At 64.2% G+C, this 22,379-nt stretch carries 24 protein-coding genes; 14 read left to right on the top strand and 10 right to left on the bottom strand.

The annotated features are described in order from the left end of the window. Positions 1 to 33: 33 nt before the first annotated feature. Together L1F31_RS01025 and L1F31_RS01020 are read right to left on the bottom strand one after the other, a co-directional pair. Complete coding sequence (locus L1F31_RS01025; protein WP_265418879.1) at positions 34 to 1,566, bottom strand: iron-sulfur cluster-binding domain-containing protein; 1,533 nt, start codon at positions 1,564 to 1,566, stop codon at positions 34 to 36. Beyond that, positions 1,563 to 2,861 carry an aromatic ring-hydroxylating oxygenase subunit alpha gene (locus L1F31_RS01020; RefSeq protein WP_265418878.1) on the bottom strand — a complete coding sequence of 433 codons (1,299 nt, stop codon included), beginning with the start codon at positions 2,859 to 2,861 and terminating at the stop codon, positions 1,563 to 1,565. The genes L1F31_RS01025 and L1F31_RS01020 overlap by 4 nt, the downstream gene beginning before the upstream one ends. 182 nt (positions 2,862 to 3,043) lie before the next feature. On the opposite strand from L1F31_RS01020, the gene L1F31_RS01015 reads away from it, so the two are divergent. Next, positions 3,044 to 3,976 carry a LysR family transcriptional regulator gene (locus L1F31_RS01015; RefSeq protein WP_265418877.1) on the top strand — a complete coding sequence of 311 codons (933 nt, stop codon included), beginning with the start codon at positions 3,044 to 3,046 and terminating at the stop codon, positions 3,974 to 3,976. 225 nt (positions 3,977 to 4,201) lie between these two features. Beyond that, a complete protein-coding gene (fdhA, locus tag L1F31_RS01010) occupies positions 4,202 to 5,416 on the top strand; it encodes a formaldehyde dehydrogenase, glutathione-independent (RefSeq protein ID WP_265418876.1) in 1,215 nt (404 codons plus the stop codon). A gap of 167 nt (positions 5,417 to 5,583) precedes the next feature. Here the strand turns inward: fdhA and L1F31_RS01005 are convergent, their stop codons facing one another. Both L1F31_RS01005 and L1F31_RS01000 read right to left on the bottom strand, forming a co-directional pair. Beyond that, positions 5,584 to 6,777, bottom strand: a complete 1,194-nt coding sequence (locus tag L1F31_RS01005) for a M20 metallopeptidase family protein (protein WP_265418875.1) — start codon at positions 6,775 to 6,777, stop codon at positions 5,584 to 5,586. After that, positions 6,774 to 7,313, bottom strand: a complete 540-nt coding sequence (locus L1F31_RS01000; protein WP_265418874.1) for a MarR family winged helix-turn-helix transcriptional regulator — start codon at positions 7,311 to 7,313, stop codon at positions 6,774 to 6,776. Before L1F31_RS01000 ends, L1F31_RS01005 begins: the two co-directional genes overlap by 4 nt. A gap of 82 nt (positions 7,314 to 7,395) precedes the next feature. Between L1F31_RS01000 and L1F31_RS00995 the strand changes: the two genes are divergently transcribed. The 4 genes from L1F31_RS00995 to L1F31_RS00980 all read left to right on the top strand — a co-directional run bounded on the left by L1F31_RS00995 (position 7,396) and on the right by L1F31_RS00980 (position 10,251). Beyond that, positions 7,396 to 8,169: an MFS transporter gene (locus L1F31_RS00995; protein WP_265418873.1), complete on the top strand. Its 774-nt coding sequence runs from the start codon at positions 7,396 to 7,398 to the stop codon at positions 8,167 to 8,169. Between the two features lie 39 nt (positions 8,170 to 8,208). Further along, positions 8,209 to 8,865 carry an MFS transporter gene (locus tag L1F31_RS00990; protein ID WP_265418872.1) on the top strand — a complete coding sequence of 219 codons (657 nt, stop codon included), beginning with the start codon at positions 8,209 to 8,211 and terminating at the stop codon, positions 8,863 to 8,865. A gap of 171 nt (positions 8,866 to 9,036) precedes the next feature. After that, entirely contained in the window at positions 9,037 to 9,579 is a 543-nt protein-coding gene (locus tag L1F31_RS00985) for a CPBP family intramembrane glutamic endopeptidase (RefSeq protein ID WP_265418871.1), read from the top strand. A gap of 114 nt (positions 9,580 to 9,693) precedes the next feature. Beyond that, positions 9,694 to 10,251 (top strand): dihydrofolate reductase family protein, encoded by a 558-nt coding sequence (locus L1F31_RS00980; protein WP_265418870.1) that lies wholly within the window; start codon positions 9,694 to 9,696, stop codon positions 10,249 to 10,251. A 63-nt stretch (positions 10,252 to 10,314) separates the two neighbouring features. On the opposite strand, the gene L1F31_RS00975 is transcribed toward L1F31_RS00980, so the two are convergent. Further along, the gene (locus L1F31_RS00975) at positions 10,315 to 10,650 is read right to left on the bottom strand and encodes a winged helix-turn-helix transcriptional regulator (protein WP_283255784.1); all 336 of its coding nucleotides are present in this window, start codon (positions 10,648 to 10,650) and stop codon (positions 10,315 to 10,317) included. A gap of 67 nt (positions 10,651 to 10,717) precedes the next feature. Here L1F31_RS00975 and L1F31_RS00970 point away from each other — a divergent pair, with 67 nt between their 5' ends. Then, a complete protein-coding gene (locus tag L1F31_RS00970) occupies positions 10,718 to 11,557 on the top strand; it encodes an NAD(P)H-dependent oxidoreductase (RefSeq protein ID WP_265418869.1) in 840 nt (279 codons plus the stop codon). A gap of 46 nt (positions 11,558 to 11,603) precedes the next feature. Continuing rightward, positions 11,604 to 12,818, top strand: a complete 1,215-nt coding sequence (locus L1F31_RS00965; protein WP_265418868.1) for an epoxide hydrolase family protein — start codon at positions 11,604 to 11,606, stop codon at positions 12,816 to 12,818. A 17-nt stretch (positions 12,819 to 12,835) separates the two neighbouring features. Here the strand turns inward: L1F31_RS00965 and L1F31_RS00960 are convergent, their stop codons facing one another. After that, complete coding sequence (locus L1F31_RS00960; protein WP_265418867.1) at positions 12,836 to 13,192, bottom strand: VOC family protein; 357 nt, start codon at positions 13,190 to 13,192, stop codon at positions 12,836 to 12,838. Between the two features lie 247 nt (positions 13,193 to 13,439). On the opposite strand from L1F31_RS00960, the gene L1F31_RS00955 reads away from it, so the two are divergent. From L1F31_RS00955 to L1F31_RS00935, 5 genes are all read left to right on the top strand, one after another. Then, positions 13,440 to 14,225 carry a SurA N-terminal domain-containing protein gene (locus L1F31_RS00955; protein ID WP_265418866.1) on the top strand — a complete coding sequence of 262 codons (786 nt, stop codon included), beginning with the start codon at positions 13,440 to 13,442 and terminating at the stop codon, positions 14,223 to 14,225. A 237-nt stretch (positions 14,226 to 14,462) separates the two neighbouring features. Then, positions 14,463 to 15,833, top strand: coding sequence for an L-lactate MFS transporter (locus L1F31_RS00950; RefSeq protein WP_265418865.1), 1,371 nt, complete (start codon positions 14,463 to 14,465; stop codon positions 15,831 to 15,833). 16 nt (positions 15,834 to 15,849) lie between these two features. Beyond that, positions 15,850 to 16,020 carry a hypothetical protein gene (locus tag L1F31_RS00945; RefSeq protein WP_265418864.1) on the top strand — a complete coding sequence of 57 codons (171 nt, stop codon included), beginning with the start codon at positions 15,850 to 15,852 and terminating at the stop codon, positions 16,018 to 16,020. Between the two features lie 254 nt (positions 16,021 to 16,274). Further along, entirely contained in the window at positions 16,275 to 16,712 is a 438-nt protein-coding gene (locus L1F31_RS00940) for a MarR family winged helix-turn-helix transcriptional regulator (protein WP_265418863.1), read from the top strand. Positions 16,713 to 16,740: 28 nt separating this feature from the next. After that, positions 16,741 to 17,196 carry a hypothetical protein gene (locus L1F31_RS00935; protein ID WP_265418862.1) on the top strand — a complete coding sequence of 152 codons (456 nt, stop codon included), beginning with the start codon at positions 16,741 to 16,743 and terminating at the stop codon, positions 17,194 to 17,196. Positions 17,197 to 17,253: 57 nt separating this feature from the next. On the opposite strand, the gene L1F31_RS00930 is transcribed toward L1F31_RS00935, so the two are convergent. The 4 genes from L1F31_RS00930 to L1F31_RS00915 form a co-directional block, all read right to left on the bottom strand. Next, the gene (locus L1F31_RS00930; protein WP_265418861.1) at positions 17,254 to 17,913 is read right to left on the bottom strand and encodes an ABC transporter ATP-binding protein; all 660 of its coding nucleotides are present in this window, start codon (positions 17,911 to 17,913) and stop codon (positions 17,254 to 17,256) included. Beyond that, positions 17,903 to 19,150: a hypothetical protein gene (locus L1F31_RS00925; protein ID WP_265418860.1), complete on the bottom strand. Its 1,248-nt coding sequence runs from the start codon at positions 19,148 to 19,150 to the stop codon at positions 17,903 to 17,905. The genes L1F31_RS00930 and L1F31_RS00925 overlap by 11 nt, the downstream gene beginning before the upstream one ends. A gap of 29 nt (positions 19,151 to 19,179) precedes the next feature. Continuing rightward, positions 19,180 to 20,088 carry a hypothetical protein gene (locus L1F31_RS00920; RefSeq protein WP_265418859.1) on the bottom strand — a complete coding sequence of 303 codons (909 nt, stop codon included), beginning with the start codon at positions 20,086 to 20,088 and terminating at the stop codon, positions 19,180 to 19,182. A gap of 91 nt (positions 20,089 to 20,179) precedes the next feature. After that, positions 20,180 to 20,479, bottom strand: a complete 300-nt coding sequence (locus L1F31_RS00915; protein ID WP_265418858.1) for a hypothetical protein — start codon at positions 20,477 to 20,479, stop codon at positions 20,180 to 20,182. Positions 20,480 to 20,942: 463 nt separating this feature from the next. Here L1F31_RS00915 and L1F31_RS00910 point away from each other — a divergent pair, with 463 nt between their 5' ends. Further along, the gene (locus L1F31_RS00910) at positions 20,943 to 22,322 is read left to right on the top strand and encodes a S1C family serine protease (RefSeq protein ID WP_265418857.1); all 1,380 of its coding nucleotides are present in this window, start codon (positions 20,943 to 20,945) and stop codon (positions 22,320 to 22,322) included. Positions 22,323 to 22,379 lie beyond the last annotated feature (57 nt).

The following is a 22,379-nucleotide window of genomic DNA, read 5'->3' as shown; positions in this document are numbered from 1 at the left end:
GCGGTGGTCAGGGCAGGGCCGGTCCGAGGTGGTTCAGACGTCGATGACGAGGTCGGACTTCGCTGTCGAGCAGCAGGGCAGGAATTTGCCTGCGTCGATCTCTCTGGCCCGGATGCCGCCTTGGTGGTTCATCTCGACATCGCCGTCGAGCTTGACGACTTTGCACGACCCGCACATGCCCTCCTGACAGTTCGCGGGGATCTTCACCCCCGCCTTCCGCGCGGCTTCGAGGACCGTCTCGTCCTCCCCGACACGGACGTTGAGGCCGGTGCGCACGAACGACATCGTGTGCTCACCCTGCCCCACAGTAGGCAGTGCGGCCGGGTCGACGACCTCTGTTTCGTCATCTTCGTCCGACTCCTTCGCCGAGGTGGCCGACCCGGTCCCAGCCGGGCCCGCGGACCCAGCGTCGGACAAGGACCCAGCGTCGGACATGGACCCGGGTGCCGCCTCGGCGAGGGTGTCGTCGGTGACCCCGACGACCTCAATCTCGACGTCGTCCTCGACGGGCACGACCGCCTCGGCGTCGACGGCCTCGGTCGGGGCACCTGCGGCCTCGATCGGGCCGTCGGCGTCGTAGTCGGGTTCGTACATGTCGAGCGCGACCGGCTGGGACTCAAAGTACTCCTCGGTCGAGGCCGCGATCTCTTCGGCGATCTCGCCGGCGATGGCGACTTCCTCGGCGTATTCGGCGCGGATCGCGCGATCGCCGGAGAAGAACTCCATGAACACGGAGGTGTCGTCGACGCCGACGTCACGCAGCAGTTCGGTCGCTGAGTTGAGGTAGCCTTCCGGGCCGCACGCGAAGACCTGCCGACCGTTGGCGTCGGGGACGAGCTCCTCGAGCAGTGGCGTCGACAATCGTCCCGTCCGTCCCGTCCACTCATCGCTGCATGACCGATCGCCGAGGCAGTAGATGACCTTGATCCGGAAGTCGACCTTCGCGAGGAAATCGAGTTCTTCGGAGAAGGCGAAGGAATCAGGGGCCGCACCGTGATAGAGGAGGACCACATCGGCCTGTCCCGGCAGCGAGTGGACGGTGCGGACCATCGACATCAGCGGGGTGATCCCCGCTCCGGCCGCCAGCAGCAGGAACCGAGCCCGCCGGTCGTAGTCGGCGAGGTGGAAGGCGCCGACCGGGCCGAGCATGTCCAAGGTCGTGCCGGGGCGGATGGTGTCATGCGCCCAAGGTGAGACCTTGCCCTTGGGGTCGCGTTTGATCGTGATGGAGAACGTCCAGGGCTCGGTCGGTGCCGACGAGATCGAGTAGCTGCGCGACACCGGTTCGGCATCGGGGCCGTCGACGGGGAAGTCGATGTTGATGTACTGGCCCGATCGGAACGCCAAAGGCGCACCGTCCATGCGACGGAACACGAAGACCATCATTCCGCCCGCCTCGGGGATGGTCTCCACACACTCGGCGGCGAACTCCTGCGGGTGCCAGGGACCCAGCGCGGTGGCGGCCCCGGCCGGACCCGAAGCGCTCGAGAGCACCCGGTTCCACGGCATCTCCAGTCCGCGCACCCGCTGGGCCAGCGGCAGCGCGGGCACGGCGGAGGACCTCATCCCACGTGCTCCCGCATCCGCTGGACGTACCAGTTGATGAAGGCCTCGACCTGGTATTCGCTCTTCATGTACGGACCCTGCTCATAAAAGGGGCTCTCCGCTCCCTGCTGGCAGAGTTCGACGAAGTTCTTGTCCTGCAGGTTCGTCTGCTTCCAGGTGTGGGTGAGCGTCTCGAGGTCGTAGTCGACGCCTTCGACGGCGTCGTCGGCTACGAGCCATATGGTGCGCACGAGAGTCTTGTTCGCACTGATCGGGAATGCCGCGAAGGTGATGACGTGATCGCTGAGGAGGTGGAACCAGGAGTTCGGCTGCAGGTGCATCGAGCAGCGTCCCAGTCGGAAGTCCGGCAGGTCTCCGAGCAGCTTCTTCGACAGCCGACGCCCGTCCGCGGAGAAGGACTCCCCTGCCCCGTCGAGCGATTCGCGGGAGATGCGGATGCCGCCGACGCGGGTGTCGAGCTCTTCGACGACCTCGTAGGGAAGTCCGTAGCGGCGGCAGCGATATTCGAGGGAGGCCTGCGCCTGCTGGTTGCGGTCCCACACGTCTTCGAGGTGGGGTGGGATGGTCTCATCCGTCAGGCCCCAGGTCGGGAACAGCGAGCACGCGAGCTCGGGGTGACCGTCGCAGTGGTAGCACTCGCGGTTGTTCTCCATCACGAGCTTCCAGTTGCCCTCTTCGACGATGTTCTGCTGGAAGGCGACCTTCGTCTTCTCCAGCTCGTGCGGGGCGACGTAGGGTGCGAAGATCTTCGCCGTCTCGTGGAAGTCCGTCGGCGGTTCTGCCGCCAGGCAGATGAACACGAGGCCGGCGGTGATCGTGCCGTGAGCGCGCTTGAGCGAATAGCAGGACTTGTCGAAGGTCATCTCTCCCGGCGCCGAGGCGTGGATGAGCTCGCCTTCGGGAGAGTACGTCCACGAGTGGTAGCCGCAGACGAGATTGCCCGTCGTTCCTTTGGATTCCGTGAGTACGCGAGCCCCGCGGTGGCGGCAGACGTTGTGGAGGACGTTGACACCGCCGTCATCGGTGCGCAGCACGATGATCGAGTACGGTCCGTAGTCGAGGGTGACGTAGTCGCCGGGTTCGGGGATCTCCGCGACGCTGCAGGCGAAGACCCAGTGCTGACCGAAGACGGCCTGCATGTCGAGGTTGAACAGGTTCGGGTCGGTGTAGAACGGAGCTTCGAGCGAGAAGCCGGTCCGACGCGTGTCGAGCCGGACCCGGAACTCATCGAGTCTCTCCTCGGTGAATCCGGCGGGGAAGCCCTTCTTCGTCGGTGCCAGGTTGGTAGCGGTCAATTCTCATCTCCCTTGATGTCTGCCATGCGCGGCCGGACGACAAAGCGGCGAACTCATCGGCCGAGACCGTGGAGACCGAGCCTCGAACTGCGATCTCGAAAGCCAGACTAATCTCCACAATCCTCCGGAAAAAGCGCGAGATTCCGTTCCGTATCGTACGGATCCACTGCATAATGTTGCTCATGATCGATCCGCGCCTGACGACGCTGCGCACCTTCGCCGCCTGCGGCACCATCGCCGCCACCGCCGAACTCACCGGCTACTCCCCGTCCGCGGTGTCCGGCCAGCTCAGAGAGCTGCAGCAGTCCTTGGGCATGACGCTGCTCGTCAAGGACGGCCGCGGGCTGCGACTGACCTCGACGGGCCGCTATCTCGTGCGACGCTCGGACGCCCTGACCGCGACTTGGGAGGACATCCGCGCCGGAGCGCTCGGTGCCGGAGATCGAGCACCGACGCACTTCGGCATCGGCGGCTTCTCCACCGCCTCGTCGAATCTTCTGGCACCTTTGGCGGCGAAGCTGCGCACGGAGCGCCCCGAGGTCAGGGTCCACGTCATCGAGGCGAGCCCGACCCGCTGCTTCGAACTGCTCATCGCCGAACGCATCGACCTCGCCGTCATCGTCTCGATGCAGGGCAATGTGCAGGTCGAGGAGGACGACCGGTTCGAGAGCATCGACCTCCTCGACGATCCCCTCGATGTCATGGTGCCGGCCGATCACCCGGTCGCCGATCGCGAATCGGTGACCCTCGGCGAGCTGGCCGGCGAGGAGTGGATCACGGCTGGCCCCGGATCGCCGTACCACGCGCTCTTCGTCGCGGCCTTCACCGCGGCCGGGGTGACCCCGACCGTTGCGCATGAGTCCGCCGAGTGGGAGACTTCGGCGGCTCTCGTGGGGGCGGGCGTCGGTGTCAGCCTGCTCCCGCGCCTGGCCAGCCTCGCCGGCGAGGCGAACGTCCGCCGGGTCCGGCTCACGGGAACCGGCCGGCTGAGCCGGAAGATCATTGCCGCCGTGCGGGCGGGGAGCCGCAGATCTCCGCTGATCCGGGAGTCACTGCAGCATCTGCGCACGATGTCCCAGCACATACTCTCGACCCGCCTGCGCGAGGATTCCTGAGAGGGATCCTGAGAGAGCTGCCGAGAGGTCTCCTGAGGAGGGTCGCACCCGGCGGCTGCGACGAGTCCGCCGTGTTCGAATGAACTGCCGACGGGGCCTTGACAGAGGTCGATCCGGACGGAGAGACTGCAGTCACGTCTGCCATCAGACTGATATGTCAGTGGCGTCGCCTGACTCACTCACATGTCCGAACTCCCACGCATTCGCATTCATGGAGGCTCAACGATGAGCAATAAGGCAATCAGCTATGCAGGTCCCGGAAAGGTCGAAGTCGTCGACACCGAGTACCCGGAGTTCGTCCTCAAGGACGGCCCCGGGGTCAATCCCGCCAACGTCGGCCGCAAGGTCGATCACGGCGTCATCCTCAAGACAGTGGCAACGAACATCTGCGGCTCCGACCAGCACATGGTCCGGGGCCGTACGACTGCCCCGGAAGGACTCGTGCTCGGGCATGAGATCACCGGAGAGGTCGTCGAGGTCGGCCGCGACGTCGAATTCACGAAGGTGGGCGATCTCGTCTCGGTGCCGTTCAACATCTCCTGCGGTCGCTGCCGCAACTGCAAGGAGGGCAAGACCGGGATCTGCCTCAACGTCAACCCTGATCGGCCCGGTTCGGCCTATGGGTACGTCGACATGGGCGGGTGGGTCGGCGGTCAGGCCGAATATGTGCTCGTGCCCTACGCCGACTGGAACGTCCTGAAGTTCCCGGACAAGGACCAGGCGATGGAGAAGATCCTCGACCTCACGATGCTCTCCGATATCTTCCCCACCGGTTTCCACGGTGCCGTCAGCGCCGGCGTCGGTGTGGGTTCGACGGTCTACGTGGCCGGTGCGGGGCCCGTCGGAATCGCCGCGGCCACCTCGGCGCATCTGCTCGGTGCGGCCTGCGTCATCGTCGGCGACCTCAACGAGGATCGACTGGCGCAGGCACGGGGATTCGGGTGCGAGACGGTCGACGTGTCCAAGGGCGATCCGAAGGACCAGATCGCGCAGATCCTCGGCGAACCCGAGGTCGACTGCGGCATCGACGCCGTCGGCTTCGAGGCGCGCGGGCACGGCAAGGACTCCAGCCACGAGGCCCCGGCCACGGTGCTCAACTCGCTCATGGACATCACGCGCGCCGGCGGCAGCCTCGGCATCCCCGGCCTCTATGTCACCGGCGATCCGGGTGCCCCGGACGAGGCGGCTAAGGAAGGGTCGCTGTCGATGCGCTTCGGCCTCGGCTTCGCGAAGTCCCACGTCTTCGTCACCGGCCAGTGTCCGGTGATGAAGTACAACCGCGGGCTCATGCAGGCGATCCTGCACGACAAGGTCTCGATCGCGAAGAACGTCAATGCGACACCGATCCGGCTCGAGGACGCCCCACAGGGCTACGCGGACTTCGACTCGGGTGTGGCGAAGAAGTTCGTCCTCGACCCGCACGGCCTCATCACCGCCTGAGGGTTTCCGCCTAGGGCGTCCCGTTCCAAGAAGTGGTCGCAATCGGATAGTGCGTGACGAAATTTGGGTCGCAACCGGATACTCAGAAGGCCCTGAAAGTATCCGGTTGCGACCTATATTCTGCGCCCACAGGTTTTGGCGTCCGGCACCCCACCCTCAGCCGGCCCTCAGGCCTCATCTTCCAGCCGCGCGAATGCCAGGTGCGCCAGCGCCGCAGCCTGGTCGCCGAGCAGCCCGTCGTCGAAGACCACCCTGGGCGAATGATTCGTTTCGGCCTCGGGGTCGACACCTTCGGGCGTCGCGCCGAGGAAGACGAATGTGCCCGGCACCTTCTGCAGCACGAAGGAGAAGTCCTCGGACCCCATTCGCGGATGCTCCATCTCAACGACCCGCTCACCCCCGAACACCTCACCAAGGCGTTCGAGCACGACCGCTGACTCGGCGGGGTTGTTCACGGTCACGGGGAATCCCACCCGGAAGTCCGCCTCGGCGGTGCAGCGATGCGCCCGGGCGATGTTCTCGGCGATCTCGGCCACCCGCTTCTCAAGCAGCGCCAGCGATTCCGCGGACAGGAAGCGGATGGATGCGGTGAGCTTCGCGGAGTCAGGGATGACGTTGCTAGCCTGCGCGGCTTCGAGCTGGGTGACTGAGACAACGACGGGGTCGAAGATGTCGAAGGACCGTCCGGTCATCGTATTCAGCGCCAGCACCACCTCGGCGAGCGCGGGCACGGGATCGCGCGTCGCCTGCGGCTGCGAGCTGTGCCCGCCGGCGCCGTGGATGGTGACGGTGAGGTCGGCGAATCCGGCCATGAGCGGGCCGCCCTTCGTCGTGAAGCGGCCCCGCACATCGGCTTCGACGTGGATGCCGTAGGCCGCGACGACGGGGACGCCGGCGGCCTCGAGCACGCCCTCGGCGATCATCGGCTCGGCCCCGCCCTCGACCTCCTCGGCGGGTTGGAACATGAAGATGATCGAGCCGGGGATCTCTTCCCGGTGCGCGGCGAGCAGGCGGGCGGCGCCGACGAGTCCGGCCGTATGCAGGTCGTGTCCGCACGCGTGCATGTTCCCATTCGTCGACGCGAAGTCCAGGCCGGTGTCCTCGACGACCGGCAGCGCGTCCATGTCCCCGCGCAGCAGCACCGCGGGCCCGGGCTTCCCGCCCTTGAGGACGGCCACCACCGAGGTCAGCGACTCCCCCGTCGTGACCTCAAGTCCGAGCCCGGCGAGCTCATCGAGCACCGTCGCTTGCGTGAAGGGAAGGTCGTAACCGAGTTCGGGGTTCGCGTGCAGCTTTCGTCGCAGAGAAATGAGATCGCCGAGGTGGCCCTGCGCTTCGGTGCGGAAATCTGGAGTGGTCATCGGGGCTCCTTGTGGGATGGTTCGGGTTGGTCGAGCTCGCCCGCGGCGCGGATCCCGGCGTCGAAGGCTTCGACGAAGCGGGTGAACTCATCAAGGAAGTCGACCGCGTCTCCCTTTACGGCATCGAGGCCGAGGCGCAGCGCCGCCAGCGACTTCTCGACATCGTCGTCGAATGCCTGCCTCCCGCGCTCGGTCGGAGAGATCAGCTGTGCGGGATGACCCTCCTCGCGGGTGCGCTGCAGCAGACCATCGACGATCGCGGCGTTGATCTGCCGGTTGACCGTCGACTGCTCGAGCTCGAGTTCATGGGCGATCTGCTTGAGGGTGCGAGCGCGCCCGTCGGAGAACATCCAGAGGATCCGCAGGTCGGCGGTGCCGAGTTCCATCTGCGCCGTCTGGGCCCGACGCAGACGCTCGAGGTGGGTGATGAGCGCGGCCATCCGCCGGTCCGGAGGCAGCGCGGCCGTGTCTCGGGCATGCCCCTCAGCCCCGATTCGTCTCACCGCAGGGTCGCTCGGATTTGGTTCGCCGCTCATAGATATGTATTCTACATAAGCACAGAATATGTAGATTACATATCGCGCTCCGGCACCCTCTCCCCCAGGAAGCGAGTCCGACTTGGACGACCACGCCCCCACTGACAGCCACAGCACCCCAGCCCCACCGGCCGCCTCGGCGCCGATCCTCGTCATCCTGGTCCTCGGGTTCTCCAGCCTCTGTGCCTCCCTCATGCAGTCCCTGGTCATCCCCATCCAGCCGGAGCTGCCCCACCTGCTCGACACCACGGCCGCCAATGCGTCCTGGGTCGTCACCGCGACCCTGCTGGCCGGCGGCGTGTCGATGCCGGTCTCCGGGCGCCTCGCCGATATCTACGGTCGCAAGCCGATCCTCGTCGCCTCGGCGATCATCCTCGCTGTCGGCTCCCTCATCTGCGCCCTCTTCTCCACCATCGGGCCCATCCTCATCGGCCGCGTGCTCCAGGGCGTGGCGATGGGCTACATCCCCGTAGCGATCAGCTTCGTCCGCGAGATCGCCCCACCGCATCTGCGCAACTCCGCCGTCGCTGGCATCAGCGCCACCCTCGGCGTCGGCGGCGCCCTCGGACTGCCGATCTCGGCGTGGATCGCCCAGGACTTCGACTGGCACATGCTCTTCTGGCTCTCCACCGTCCTCGCCGTGCTCATGACCGTCTTCTCGGCCCTCGTCCTGCCCCATGTCGCCCCCGTCGACCGTGCCGGATTCGACGCACTCGGCGCGATCGGCCTGGCCATCGGCATCGTCGGCATCCTCGCCGGCGTCTCCAAGGGCAACGACTGGGGCTGGACCGCACCGTCGACCCTGGTGATGATCATCGGCGGCATCATCGTCCTCATCGGCTGGGGCTTCTACTAGGTTCGCCATCCGCATCCGCTCGTCGACCTGCGCACCACCGTGAGACGCCCGATCCTGCTGACGAACATCGCCGCACTGCTCATCGGCTTCGGCATGATGGCCCAGTCGATCGTCGTCCCGCAGCTGCTCCAGATGCCCAGCGAAGTCGGCTACGGTCTCGGGCAGACCATCCTCCAGGCCGGTCTGTGGATGGCACCGGGCGGGCTGATGATGCTCGCGTTCACCCCGATCTCGAGCCGTCTGCTCACCGCTCTCGGCGGTCGCGCGACCCTGGCGCTGGGGGCCTTCGTCATTTCGTGCGGCTACGTCTTCGCCGTCTTCCTCGACGGTGAACCCTGGCAGCTCATGGTCGCCACCTGCATCGCCTCGGCGGGTGTGGGCATCGGCTACGCGGCCATGCCGACGCTCATCCTCGAGAACTCGCCCGCCTCCGAGGCGGGAGCCGGTGTCGGCGTGAACTCGCTCATGCGCTCGATGGGCACCACCGTCGCCGGTGCCGTCATGGCGATCGTCCTGACCAGCCAGACGATGGACGCAGGTGGGATCCGAATCCCCGCCGAGGAGGCCTTCCGCTCCTGCTTCATCATCGGTGCCGCTGCCGCCTTGGCCGGGGCCCTCGTCGTGCTCTTCATCCGCAGGAACCACACCACCGCCGAGGTGGTCGAATCCTCCGAGCACGTCGAATCCACGGCCTGACCGCGAGACGTGCACCATGCGCCCGTCTGTAGGCAGATCAGCCAGTTGGCCTACTGACAGAGTCCGGTATCCACCGCACTCAAAGCTGTCTCAAGCAGCCCAAGGTCGCGAGGGTCCCATTTCAACTCGATAAGGAGCTCTATATGAAGCTCTCGTCGATAGGCTGGCCCAATGGCTGAGTTCGTGCTGTTCTGCGTTCCGACCGCCGTGTACTTGTTCCTGCAAACACGCGGCGACAGGCGAGACGTCGCCTCAACCATGAAACGAGCAGGACTCTCATGGGGCTCGCCGTCCGCATATCTCTGGGCGGCGTCTCTGCTGATTCCGCTCGTGCTGCTCGGATGGCTTGCGATCACCTGTGTACCTCAGGAAGTGCTGAGAGCTCCCGGAGTTTCAATCGCGCAGGTGACGTCGGTGAGCGCAGGGATAGGCGTACTGTTGCGTGCCGTCGGCGAAGAGATCTTCTTTCGTGGACTGCTGGGCGAAGCTCTCGTGCGGAAGGTTGGTTTCGGGTGGGGCAACGTCTTCCAAGCCTTGCTCTTCTTGATACCGCACCTGGCCCTATTGCTGGTGGATCCCCGGCTGTGGCCTCTGCTCCCGGTCCAGTTCGCAGCCGGCTGGCTGCTTGGGTGGCTGAGGCACAGAGCTGGATCTTTTCTGCCCGGGGCTGCTGCTCATGCTCTGGCAAATATCACTGCTGGCGTCTTCGCCTGAGCCAAGCTGTCGTTCGCGGACAGGATCGATGAGATTTACTGCGGGCCATAGACCACCAGGCGTCGACCTGCGTACCGTAGTCGGTGACACCGCCACTCAACGAGGAGACCGAGCGTGCGCATCATCATCACTCAGAACATCACCCTCGACGGCCGCGTCGAGATGCTCGACGACTGGTTCGATCCGCAAGCCCAGGACGAGGAACTCTCGGCCGAACTCATGCGGCAGTCCGCGAACGAGGACGTGCTGCTGCTCGGCCGGCAGACCTTCGAGGACTTCCGCGGCTACTGGCCCGACCAGACCGACGACACCACCGGGGTCGCAGAGCATCTGAATCAGGTCGACAAACGCGTCGTATCCTCGACGCTCACCGAACCCGGCTGGCAGAACACGCAGATCATCAGCTCGGATCCGATGCAGGCGGTCGCGGCTCTGCGTGAGGAACCGGGGCGTGACGTCATCGTCACCGGCAGCATCACCCTCGCTCACGAACTCATCTCGGAGGGACTCGTCGATGAGTATCGGATGTTCACCTATCCGGTGTGGCAGGGTCGCGGACGAGGATTCTTCCACGATGGAGCGCACTCGGCTAGACCGCCCCGGCTGCGGCTCATCGATGCGAAAGCGTTCCCGAGCGGGATCACCTACTCGGCCTACGAACCGAGCGCCTGAGGCGCGCCGACCAGGGGCCTGAGTGACGACCGCCCAGGTAGTCGGGCCTCAGGTGGTCGTCCCTCACCCGGCCTGATTGCGCTCGAAGTCCTTGCCCCACTCATTCATCGTTTCGACGATCGGCTGCAGGCTGCGGCCCAGATCGGTCAGGGAGTATTCGACTCGTGGCGGCACCTCCGGATAAACGGTGCGCAGCACCAGCCCGTCCTCTTCGAGCTCGCGCAGCTGCCGGGTGAGCGTCTTCGTATTCGCCAACGGCACCAGGCGGCCGAGCTCGTTGAACCGACGTGTTCCGTCGAGCAGATGTTTGATGACGGTGAGCTTCCACGTGCCCCCGACCGCCGAGACCGCAACCTCGACCGGGCACACCTCCATCGCTCGCCGAACAGGCAGACGCACACTCACCTCCATAGTGACAGAAATGTCCGTACTAAACAGCTTTACCCTAGGCCGCAACGATGGAAGCATGCAATATGCCAACTCTCCTTCGAGCATCCTCTGGCTCAGTGCTCACCCGGAATCCCGGTCCCTCAACGGGAGCCTGCGCAAGACAGGAGTCGCTCATCTGCGCCGGCACGGCCATACAGTCCTCGAATCCGACCTCTACGCAATGGACTGGGACCCAGTGCTGCGTCCGCGCGACGGCGGCCACGACGTTGAGACCGATGATCCGAGCACCGAGGCGGCCGAATCCGCAGACAAGTCCGCACGCTCCCTCGACCGCTTCCGAGTCAGCGCAGATACCCGCACCGCATATCGCACCGACACCCAGCACTCAGAGGTCGTCCGTGAACAGGAGAAGCTCCGCCGAGCCGACGCGATCGTCGTCCAGTTCCCGCTGTGGTGGTACGGGATGCCCGCCATCCTCAAAGGCTGGTTCGACCGAGTCTTCGTCAGCGGCTTCGCCTTCGGCACCGACGAAGCCACGGGACGTCGGCTCCGCTTCGAACAGGGACCCTTCACCGGCAAACGGACCCTCATCGTCACCACCCTCGGCGATCGACCGCACGCCATCGGGCCGCGCGGAAAGTCCGGAGAGCTGAACGAACTCCTCTTCGGCCTCCTCCACGGCACCTTCGCCTACACCGGCATGAGCGTCCTCGACCCGTTCGCCGTTCCCAGCGCCGACCAGATCGACGACATCACTCCGATCAGCACTCGACTCATCGACCGCCTCGACGGACTCTTCACCGAACCGCCCATCCCCTACCGACCGCAGTTCACCGGCGACTACACGCCCGAATGGGAACTCGCACCCCACGTCCGCCCCGGCGAGCATGGGGTACGCATCCACACCGCCAGCTGACCGAACACACTCTCGACCGCCGCCCACCTGAGGAGAGCCCCCCCCGATGCCCGAACCCACCGGCACCACGCACCCAGCAGACGATTCCACCTCGTGCGACTCCGTGCAGAGATTCGACGCACACGTCCCTGAATCCGAGCTCGACGAGCTCCGCTCCAGACTGGCGACTGCCCGCCTGCCTGAACCCGAGACAGTCGTCCGCCCCGCGCCGGATCCCAGACGTTGGGATCAAGGCGTACCGCTCGCCGACCTCACGGAACTCATCGACTACTGGAAAACCGACTACTCATGGCGCGACTTTGAGTCCCGCCTCGACGAGATCGGCCAATTCCGCACCGTCATCGACGGTCTGGGCATCCATTTCCTGCATCGTCGCTCCTCACGTCCGGACGTGACCCCGCTCATCCTCACCCACGGGTGGCCGGGCGGCATCGCCGGATACGTCGACGTCATCGACGAGCTGGCCGAGCCGACCGATCCCGATGCTCCGGCGTTCCACTGCGTCGTGCCCTCGCTGCCCGGTTTCGGGTTCAGCGACAAGCCGAACGTCACCGGCTGGACCACGGACAGAATCGCCGAGGCGTGGGTGACGCTCATGGGCAGACTCGGCTACGACCGCTTCGCTGCCTTCGGCGGCGACTGGGGCGGGGTGATCACCACGATCCTCGGTGGGCGCTTCCCCGAGCACCTCATCGGAATCCACACCACCTACGCACCCGGCGTCCCCGGAGCCTCCCTGGAAGATCTGACCGAAGGCGAGCGCGCCTGGGCTCTCGATGCCGAAGACTTCTGGACGAATCGCGCCGCCTATGCGCACCAGCAGGCCACACGCCCGCAGACCATCGGCTACGCCCTCGTCGATTCGCCGGTCGGCCAACTCGCCTGGATCCTCGATAAGTTCGCCGAATGGACGGACACCCGTGACAGTCCGTTCGAGACGATCTCCCGCGACCGACTGCTCGACAACGTCTCCCTGTATTGGCTCATGCGCACCGGCGCCTCCTCGGCGCGGATCTATGCCGAAAGCCACGACTCCCTCGACCCCGACCTGCGCGTCGACGTTCCCACCGCGATCACGATGTACCCGCACGATATCGAGCGGTACCCTCGCGCGCTGTCACAGGAACGCTACCGCAACATCGTTCGCTGGCAGACGGCCCCGAGAGGAGGCCACTTCCCGTCCCTCGAGGTGCGAGACTTCTTCATCGACGACCTCCGTCAGGGCCTCGGCGCGGTGCTCGGGCACGGCCCTGCCGAGTGACCGCGCGCGTCGACCCCTCACGCCGTGCCGAACATGACCTTCCGACCGTCGGGGTCCTCGACGGTGACGACGACGTCATCGACCTCGATGAGCGGCACGCCCGTCCCCTTGATCCGTTCGAGGAACTCCGCCTGGTCGAGGATCCGGAAGTACAGGTGGGTGAGGTTCGACTCGGCAACGGGCGGGAATGCGTAGTCGGCGAAGGCTTCCGCACCGTGGAGGGCGATCTGGATTCCCTCGGCATCGATGACGAAGTACGTGTAGTTCTCATCGCCTGCCGTCTCGAGCGGAAGACCGGCGATCTCGCGGTAGAAGGCGGCGGTCGCCTCGGGGTCGGTGCAGGTGAGGAACACCCCGCGAAACGTCGATTCCATTTCGTCTCCCTTCGCCGCCGGTGACGCGGATCCGTCGCCGCGCCCTGCCGGTAGACGCAGTGTACCCGCCGAGGCGGCCCACCGTCAGTCCCCCACCGACCGCCCCCATCGGCTGAGCAGAGCCCGCCCCATCGGCTGAGCAGAACCCGCTCAATCCACCCTGCCAAGCGATACTCATACTCCGCACATACTTCGGGGAGCCGCTCCTGTTAGCCTGACAGGCTGTAGACGACAAGCAGGAGTGATTGTGCGAACGAACCGGTGGTTGCTGGGTCTGGCCATGTCCGTCTCCGTGGTGGCGCTGGCCGCATGCGGAAGTCAGGGCGACGACGCGAAACCGCAGGAGTCCTCGGCCGCCGCCGAGCAGTCCCCCGGTGCCGACTCCGCTGATCAGAGCCAACAGAACCAGCAGAGCAAGCCGAATACGAAGGACATCCCCAAGGTGGTCGCCGAGGTCAACGGCAAGAAGATCACGAAGGAGGAGTTCGTCCCCCTGTTCGAAACCCAGTACCAGCAGATGCAGATGCAGGCTCAGCAGTCGGGCCAGCCGGTCAACGAGAAAGACCTGAAGAAGCAGACTGCGGAGAATCTCGTGAGCACCGAGGTGCTCGTCCAAGAAGCCGATAAGCGCAAGATCTCGGTGACGGACAAGGACGTCGACAAGGGCCTCAAAGAATCCGCCAAGTCCGGTCAGATGAGCGAGAAAGACTTCCTCAAGGCCATGAAGGACCAGGGCATGGATGAGAAGAAGGTCCGCTCGGAACTTCAGAACCAGATGAAGATCGAAAACCTCGTCGAAGACGAATACGGTGAGTTCAAGGTCAGCGGCGAGGAGATCGGCCAGGCCTACGAACAGGCGAAGACCCAGCAGGAGCAGATGGCCCAGCAGGGCGGACAGCAGCAGGAGATGCCTTCGATCGACGAGATGCGCCCCCAGCTCAAGGAGCAGGTGAAGAACCAGAAGTCTCAGGAGGCGACGCAGAAGTTCGCGAAGAAGCTGCGCAAGCAGGCCGACGTCACCATCAATCTCTGATCGTCATCCGACTCTGAGCGTCATCAACCTCTGAGCTCTGCCCAGCTCTGAGGAAGTCCCGAATGGCAGGAAACACCTGTCTTTTCTGCACAAAGTGCTGTGTATTCCTCGCGTTTTCATTGTGAGCGACATAGCCTTTAGTGGAATATGAGTCGGTCGGGTCACCCCCGGCCCGGCCTCTCGTCCACTCTCCGTTGTCAACGGTGACACGAGTTCCACTTCAGAAAAGGACTTCCCGTGGCTTCCATTCTCACGCGTTCGGCCATCGTCGCGCCGAAGCACTTCAATCGGTGGCTGATCCCACCGGCGGCCCTGGCCATCCACCTGTGCATCGGCCAGGTCTACGCATTCAGCGTCTTCAAGATCCCGTTCATGTCGCACTTCGATGCCGGTGAGGTCTCGATCGGCTGGATCTTCTCGATCGCGATCCTCATGCTCGGCATCTCCTCGGCCGTCTTCGGCCCCTGGGTGGAGAAGAACGGTCCGCGCGCATCGATGGTCGCGGCCGGAACCTGCTGGGTCGTCGGCTTCTTCATCGCCTCGCTCGGCATCGTCTCCGGTCAGCTGTGGCTGGTGTACCTGGGCTACGGCGTCATCGGCGGAATCGGATTGGGCATCGGCTACATCTCCCCGGTCTCGACCCTGATGAAGTGGTTCCCCGACCGCCCGGGCCTGGCCACGGGCCTGGCCATCATGGGCTTCGGCGGCGGCGCGCTCATCGCGAGCCCGATGTCGAACCAGCTCATGGCCTTCTACGGCGGCGGTGCCGAACCGGAGAACCTCGTCGCGGGCCTGACCCCGACCTTCGTCACCCTCGGCATCGTCTACGCCGTGGTCATCGCCGCCGGTGCCTTCGTCATCCGCGTCCCCCACCCGGAGTGGACGCCGAAGGGCTTCGACCCCTCGAAGGTCGCCTCGAAGCCGATGCAGACGAAGGGCAACGTCTCCGTCCGCAACGCGATCCGCACTCCGCAGTTCTGGTTCCTGTGGGTCGTCCTGTTCCTCAACGTCACTGCGGGCATCGGCATCCTGGAGAACGCCGCTCCGATGATCCAGGCCTACTTCGGCATCACCGCCGCCGCGGCCGCAGGCTTCGTTGGTCTGCTCTCGATCGGCAATATGGGCGGACGCTTCATCTGGTCGACGACCTCGGATTACCTGGGGCGGAAGAACAACTACATGATGTACCTCGGCGTCGGGGCGATCCTCTATCTGCTCGTCGCGCTCTTCGGCGGCGGCTCGATCATCCTCTTCGTCCTGGCCACTCTCATCATCATCTCGTTCTACGGCGGCGGCTTCTCCACGGTCCCCGCCTACCTCAAGGACCTCTTCGGCGTCTACCAGGTCGGCGCCATCCACGGCGCACTGCTCACCGCATGGTCGGCTGCCGGTGTGGCCGGTCCGCTCATCGTCAACTCCGTCGTCGAGGCCGGCGAAGCAGCCGGGAAGACCGGACCCGAGCTCTACACGCCGGGCATGTTCATCATGGTCGGTGCGCTGGTCGTCGGCTTCATCGCCAATGCCCTCGTCCGTCCGGTCAGCGAGAAGTACTTCGAACGCGAAGCGGACGTCAAGGCCAAGCAGGCCGCCGCCCTCGAAGAAGACTGAAGGAAGGGTCACGATCATGAATGATTCCACCCCCGTCGCCCACGTCCCCGAATCAGGCTCGCCCCAGTCGCCCGTCGGCGGCGCCTACAAGGCCATCGGCTCGGTCCTCACCGTCGTCGTGGCCGGCGGCCTGGTCTGGGGCCTGTCCCTGACCGTGGTCAAGGCCGTCGCGATCTTCACCGGCTGAGTCTCCCCCAAGCAGGACCCTCGCCGAGGCGGCCCCGACGCAGCCGTCCACCCGCCGTCCTCGTCACGGACCGACATCCGATCCCCGGCAGAACCGACAATGGTTCTGCCGGGGATCGGGTGTTTCCGGCCATGTCCGGTCGTGTCCGGCCATGGCCGGCCCAGCTGTGGCCCTCTCTCCGGCATCCTTCCACCTCCGCGAAGAAACGATGCAGGATCATTGCCATCCATTAACTTAAGTGCTTAACTTACTTCATGGATCTCGCTCATGAACTTCACGACCTGGTCCGCACACTCGATCGGTGGGCGGAGCAGATGCTGCGCCCCGAGGGACTGACCTACAACCAGTACGTCGCCCTCGTCATTCTCGACCAGCACCCCGGCATCACCGGACGCACGCTCTCGAAATCGCTCGGTGTCACCGAGGCGGCCGGGTCCGGGATCGTCAAAGCCCTGCTGAACGACGGCCTCATCACCAACGATGCGACTCCGGGCTCCGGCAATCGTCGGCAACTGCGCCTCACCTCGGCGGGGGTAGACAAGTCCGCGCACGGCGGACGTCTGCTCGTACACTCACTCGACGACAATGCCCGAGCGATCGGCATCGACCCGACCACTTTGGCCTCCACGATCCGCGACCTCCACAACGAGGTCCGCACCATCCGCTCCGACACTCCCAAAGACCACTCATGACCCTCATCCCCGGCACCTGAGCAGCGCGATGACCTGGGTGAGCGTGCCGTTCTGGGCACTGCTCGCCGCGGCTGTCGCTCTCGGTCTGCCCGACTGGGGCGACTCGACGTTCGTCAGCATCGCCCTCGCGGTGCTCGCGCTCATCTTCCTCGCCCTGCCCTTCGTCCCCACCGATCTGGAAGGCGAGAAGCTGACCACGATCGGGCGCCTGCATTACCTGATGGCCATCGCCTGGTTCGCCCTCAGCTACGCCTGCATGGGCAACTTCGTGCGGCTCTTCACTGCCGAGGGCCCGGCGCCCCTGGCGCAGATCCTCCAGGTGATCTCGTGGTTCGCGCTCGTGTCTCTCATCGTCAGCGTCGTCGTGCTCATCATCAGGTCCCTGCGCCCGAAGGTCTTCGGCATCGCCGAGCGCATCTTCATCTTCTCCGTCAACCTCTTCTACATCGGTGCCGCCATCGGCATCATCGCCATCGCCGCCTGATCGACCTAACCACCGAGGCGAACCTCCCGTCTCCGGCACCGACCTCCGATCGCGCGCTCACGCACTATGCAGCCGACCATCGGCCAGATGAACGATTCTTTCGCAGCTTGCAGCTACTCGTTCGCTGTGTGTCGCAACGATGAGACTCGTGCCCATGCGCTTCACGGTGTCGAAGACATCGAGGATGAGCTCCTCGCTTTCAGCGTCCAGGGCGCCGGTCGGTTCGTCAGCGAGCAGTACGCGAGGCTGTTTTGCCAGAGCACGCGCGATCGCAACCCTCTGCGACTCTCCGCCGGAGAGCCTGTTCACCCGTTTGCTCGCCAATGCGCTTATGCCAACACGTTCGAGGCACTCCCGAGACCGCGCCTTTGAACCTCGACGATCTGGGCATCCGAACATCACATTGCGCAGTACAGTCCGGTCCTGAAGGAGGTCGAAGTGCTGAGTGATGAACCCAATCGACCTCCATCTCAATCGCGCCAGATTCACAGCATCGCGACCGAGCACTTCCCCATCGAAGAAATACGATCCCGAATAGTGAGGATCGAGACCTGCAATGATCCGGAGCAGAGACGTCTTCCCTGATCCGCTTCTGCCCATTATCGCAACAGAAGTCGGAGCATCACCCAGCCGGAACTCGAGATCGTCAAAGAGTTCCCGCTTCTCTCCGTTGGCCTCCGTGATGCTCTTGTGGATAGATGTCAGCTCAATAGTCATGTCCGTCCCTGATGAATAGTCCGTGCGTGATCCAGCGTTTCCGCAGTACCGTCTGGAGAGAAATGTCGGCGACCATCACAGCAGCAGCTGTCAAGGTTAACGCGATCAGCCCAGATCCTCCGCCCTGAGGAACTCGGCTAGCCAGTAGAACCAGGGCAACGACCAGGACAACGTACTCGAAGGCGGTGACGAACACGATTCTGGCGCCTGTGATACGTGGACTGACGCCTAGAATGAACTCGATCTCCTGCTGTTTCCATCGCCGACGTGCGAGGTGAAGACTGATCACACCGTTCGACACTGCTACACAGATCCCGAGCAGAATTCCCACCCCAATCAGGAGTCCGGCATTGTCCTGAATGAGCTGCCTGGTCAGCTGAAACTGCACAAGGTAGGTCGGCACATTGAGAACGGTGTAGGCGTCGAAACCGCTTTGTGACGCAATTGCGCCCAGTTTCTGCAGCACCGATTCCGCTTCGGTCTTCCGGCTGACGGCAAGATCTCCAGAGATCATTGCGAACGACAGAATCCCGTAGAATTCCTGATCTTCTTCAGTGACCGGTCTGAGCACCGGAGGATAGGGAACAACCAAGGCATCATCGAGGAAAGTGTTCAGTTCACCTTGGTAGAAGATCGTCGAGTCGGGTTCAAGGAACCCACCGACGACGAGTGTGAAGTCCTCGAAGTAGTACTGCACGTCGATGTTGTCCCCGACGTCGTAGATCGACGAGTAGTCGGCCCCCAAGAGGACCGGGATCGTCCGCGAGTCATAATCGACTTCTGGCCATTTGATTCCGGGGCCACTGCTGACTTTCAGCGAGTTGAAATCGAACGCATTCTCGTTCATCTGGAACGACCTGACGTCCGTGAGTCGCTGCCCAGACTCGTCGTCGATATACTCTTCCGTCGGTTCTTCCCCAGAGCTCAGAACGTCAAGTCTCCGTTCGTCGGGAAAGTCCACTATGGACAGCGGTTGGTCGAATAACGACAGGAACCGCATGTCGGTCTCGACGTTGAGCGTGTTGTAGAACCGGCCAACGGCATCAAGAGACTTCCCTGATTCGCGGAACGATGAGAATTCTTCAGGGTCCACCAAAGTGTCGGTGATCGCATACATATCGACCTCCGATTCGCCGGAGAAGCTGCGCGATATCTCTTCTTTGCTGACGTGGGCGAATGCGGCGATCTGAGAGATCAACACGAGCAAGAGACCGAGGATGCAGATCTTCATCAGCATGAACGGCCAGTTCCGGCTCAGGTCTCGGATTATCTCCATGACTTCACCCGCACCAGATCAAGAGTCAGCGAGATCAACATCGTCACTGCTGCGACGGCAACGGGAAGCACTGACGATGGCTCCACCATCGCAGGCAGTTCAGCGAACCGTTGTCGGCCGATGACGAAGCTGAGCACGACGGCACCAGTTCCGACAGCCAAGACGCTCGCAAGACTGATAGCCAGTTGCTCAGTGGTGCTGCGTCCGAGCAGATGCGCCACGTAGATCCTCCGCCTACTGAACGTCGCAGCGAGCATTCCTGTGAACATCGCGCAGACGACGATAACGACGTGAACCACCGTTCCGATAATCGGGGACACAAGGTCGACTTTGGCTCGTCGGTTGACACTGGAGTCGGACCTGCTCACCCGCTCCGATGGGAGCGCAAGCGCCTGCTCTTCTATCGCAGGGCCGTCGACGATGAGTTCGCTGTTCCTCTCTGGCGCCTCGATCAGGTCGCGATCGACAATGATGACATCGTTCTCGACTAGGCTGCGTGCCTGTCTGCCCAGAAGCCCGATGACCTCGTAATCCTCACCGTCGAATGAGTAGACGTCCTTCGTCCCATCGTTTCGGATAGGCACTTGGGAACCGACAAGGGCAATATGGTTGTCTGTTCGCCGAAGCTGACGCCCCTCGTGGACAGGAAGCCTGAGGTCGTCAAGACTCGTACTTTCAACCGCCCTCACGAGGCCGGTGTCGTCCAGTTCTCGGTACATTGCATATGGACCCAACGATTCGTCGAGATAGCCGCGGATCTCATCGGCCGAGCCCGAGAAGGCAACCTTGTGCTGTGAGAACAGGTGGTTGCCCTCTCGGGTGATCTCGGCCTGACGAGCATCGTAGACCCGGGCCCCGATGAGAGCAGAGTTCATCACTGCAAACATCACGGCGATCACGAAGAGTTGGTGCGGTCTCATGATCGAACGCTCACACTTTCGAACGATTCATCGGTATTCACTTCCACGGGGACCGGAATCTTCACGCAGATCATCTGCCGTAGTAGGTCTTCGCTTTTCCGTACCCGTTGCTCTTCTTGTCGGGATTGAACGGCACCCATTTGGTTGTTGCCTCGGTACCGTTCTTGCCCCATTTTCTTCCCGAACTCGCGATGACACCGCTGTTGGGCCAGTAGTGTTCGAGTCGGGCAGTCGTGTAGTGCTTCACGCCTTTCCAGGTTGTCCAACCGTGTGAACGCTTGTTCGTGGTTCCTTTGACAGTCTTCGACTCGGCCTTACCTGTGTGTTTCGCTTTTGCCGCGTGAGTGGTGATCGGGCGCTCAGGGTTCACCGGAGCAGTCGAGACTCCTTTGCCTTCTTCCCATCCTCCGAGGTCGCTCGGCTCGGCCTCACTGGCCGAAACTCCACTCGAGGCGAAGACCGTCAAAGCCGCTGCCAGAGCAGCCCCGGACACGAATCTGTTGAAGGATCGCACAATTCCTACTTCCTTGAGAGTTCTGACAGGTGCTCCGACGAAGCGATAAAGAAGGACCTCCCAGCGGTATGGAACACGCTGCCGTCCAAAGACTAGCCAGGCGCCGCTCAACCGACTTCATCTGAATAGATGAGATTCTCGGCTTGGCACACGAGCTGGCACGACCGGGACGGGTGCCCCACTGAGCCAGGCGTCCCCTCTCAGCCCTTGACTGACAAAGTCGAAGCGTCGCTCCAGCTGCGCCACAGCTTGGCCACAGCCTCCGGGTACTGAATAGGAATCAACAGGCACTCCCACTCAGCAGAGAAAGGCACAGACCATGAACGAGTCGAGGCGCACGAGGTCGGCACACGCACGGACCGGCGCTGGGCACAGCGGTGAGAACACATTCGGCACCGAGACGACGGCGGCTGCCGTCACCGGATCCCGCCCGCGCAGGCGTCGACTCGCACTGGCCGTCACCGGAGCGGCGGCTGCTCTGGCGTTGAGCATCGGAACGGCCGCGGGTCTGCCCGCTGCCGCGGCAACACACGTCGGCACGGTCGCGGCCGGAACGGCCATCCCCTTCACGGGGCAGCCGACCAACCCCAGACAGGGCGGCAGCGGACAAGGCGGATACTCCGGCGGCACCACTCCTGGTGGCAGCGGCAGCTATGGCGGCGGCACTCAGTCCCCGGGCACCAGCCAGGGCGGCGACGGCTCGAGCCAGCAGGACGCCACCCCGGCGAGTGCGAAGGAGTCCACCGGAGTCGTCCTCATCGACACCCAGCTCGGCTATGAGAACGCCGAGGCGGCCGGCACCGGCATGGTGCTGAGCAAGGACGGTCTGGTGCTGACGAACAACCACGTCATCGCCGATTCCACGAAGATCGCCGTCACCGTGGCCACGACCGGTAAGACCTATAAGGCCAGCGTCGTCGGTTCGGATGCGACAAAGGACGTCGCCGTGCTCAAGCTCAAGGGCGCCAGCGATCTGACACCGGCGACGATCGACAACGACTCCGTCTCGGTCGGCGACGACGTCACCGCGGTCGGCAATTCCGAGGGCGGCGGGCAGCTGCAGGCCGCCGACGGAGCGGTCACCGACCTCGGCGCTTCGGTCACCACGACCGCGCAGGGCACCGAGGATTCAGAGACTCTCGACGGCATGATTCAGGTCCAGGCCGATATCGTCTCCGGCGACTCAGGCGGGGCGCTGCTCGATGACCAGGGCGAAGTCGTGGGCATGAACACAGCGGCCTCGTCCGGCAGCGCGGTTGTCACCGGATACGCGATCCCCATCGAGTCGGCGCTGTCGACGGCCGAATCGATCATCGCCGGTGAGCAGACGAGCACGAACACGCTCGGCTACCCGGCCTTCCTCGGCATCGGCGTCGGCCAGTCGGGCAAGCAGGATCAGTCGGGCGGACAGAGCCAGTCCGGCAGCGCGGGCAGCCAGTACGGACAGTCCGGTGCCTCGTCGCAGACCGACGGTGCGACCGTCGCCGGGGTCTACGAGGACACTCCCGCCGCACAGGCTGGGCTCACCGCCGGGGACACGATCACCGCGATCGACTCGACGCCGATCACCGACGGCACCAGCCTCTCGAACGCGATCTCCGAGCACAAGCCCGGCGATACGGTGTCCCTGACCTGGACGGACGCCAGCGGTCAGTCCCATACCTCGAAGGTGACCCTGACCGAGGGGCCGGCGGCCTGAGTCCGGTTCCGAGCCGTTCCGGCCCCCGCCTGCACTCGCTGCAGACGGGGACCGGGC

This window comes from Brevibacterium spongiae, assembly GCF_026168515.1.
GTDB classification, from domain to species: Bacteria; Actinomycetota; Actinomycetes; order Actinomycetales; family Brevibacteriaceae; genus Brevibacterium; species Brevibacterium spongiae.
This window is presented reverse-complemented; position numbering and strand designations above follow the sequence as displayed.

Excerpts from the sequence above, each read along its gene's own strand:
- L1F31_RS01025 (WP_265418879.1), bottom strand. The coding sequence starts at position 1,566 with ATGAGGTCCTCCGCCGTGCCCGCGCTGCCGCTGGCCCAGCGGGTGCGC.
- L1F31_RS01015 (WP_265418877.1), top strand. The coding sequence starts at position 3,044 with ATGATCGATCCGCGCCTGACGACGCTGCGCACCTTCGCCGCCTGCGGC.
- fdhA (WP_265418876.1), top strand. The coding sequence starts at position 4,202 with ATGAGCAATAAGGCAATCAGCTATGCAGGTCCCGGAAAGGTCGAAGTC.
- L1F31_RS01005 (WP_265418875.1), bottom strand. The coding sequence starts at position 6,777 with ATGACCACTCCAGATTTCCGCACCGAAGCGCAGGGCCACCTCGGCGAT.
- L1F31_RS01000 (WP_265418874.1), bottom strand. The coding sequence starts at position 7,313 with ATGAGCGGCGAACCAAATCCGAGCGACCCTGCGGTGAGACGAATCGGG.
- L1F31_RS00985 (WP_265418871.1), top strand. The coding sequence starts at position 9,037 with ATGGCTGAGTTCGTGCTGTTCTGCGTTCCGACCGCCGTGTACTTGTTC.
- L1F31_RS00970 (WP_265418869.1), top strand. The coding sequence starts at position 10,718 with ATGCAATATGCCAACTCTCCTTCGAGCATCCTCTGGCTCAGTGCTCAC.
- L1F31_RS00965 (WP_265418868.1), top strand. The coding sequence starts at position 11,604 with ATGCCCGAACCCACCGGCACCACGCACCCAGCAGACGATTCCACCTCG.
- L1F31_RS00960 (WP_265418867.1), bottom strand. The coding sequence starts at position 13,192 with ATGGAATCGACGTTTCGCGGGGTGTTCCTCACCTGCACCGACCCCGAG.
- L1F31_RS00945 (WP_265418864.1), top strand. The coding sequence starts at position 15,850 with ATGAATGATTCCACCCCCGTCGCCCACGTCCCCGAATCAGGCTCGCCC.
- L1F31_RS00940 (WP_265418863.1), top strand. The coding sequence starts at position 16,275 with ATGGATCTCGCTCATGAACTTCACGACCTGGTCCGCACACTCGATCGG.
- L1F31_RS00935 (WP_265418862.1), top strand. The coding sequence starts at position 16,741 with ATGACCTGGGTGAGCGTGCCGTTCTGGGCACTGCTCGCCGCGGCTGTC.
- L1F31_RS00930 (WP_265418861.1), bottom strand. The coding sequence starts at position 17,913 with ATGACTATTGAGCTGACATCTATCCACAAGAGCATCACGGAGGCCAAC.
- L1F31_RS00925 (WP_265418860.1), bottom strand. The coding sequence starts at position 19,150 with ATGCTGATGAAGATCTGCATCCTCGGTCTCTTGCTCGTGTTGATCTCT.
- L1F31_RS00910 (WP_265418857.1), top strand. The coding sequence starts at position 20,943 with ATGAACGAGTCGAGGCGCACGAGGTCGGCACACGCACGGACCGGCGCT.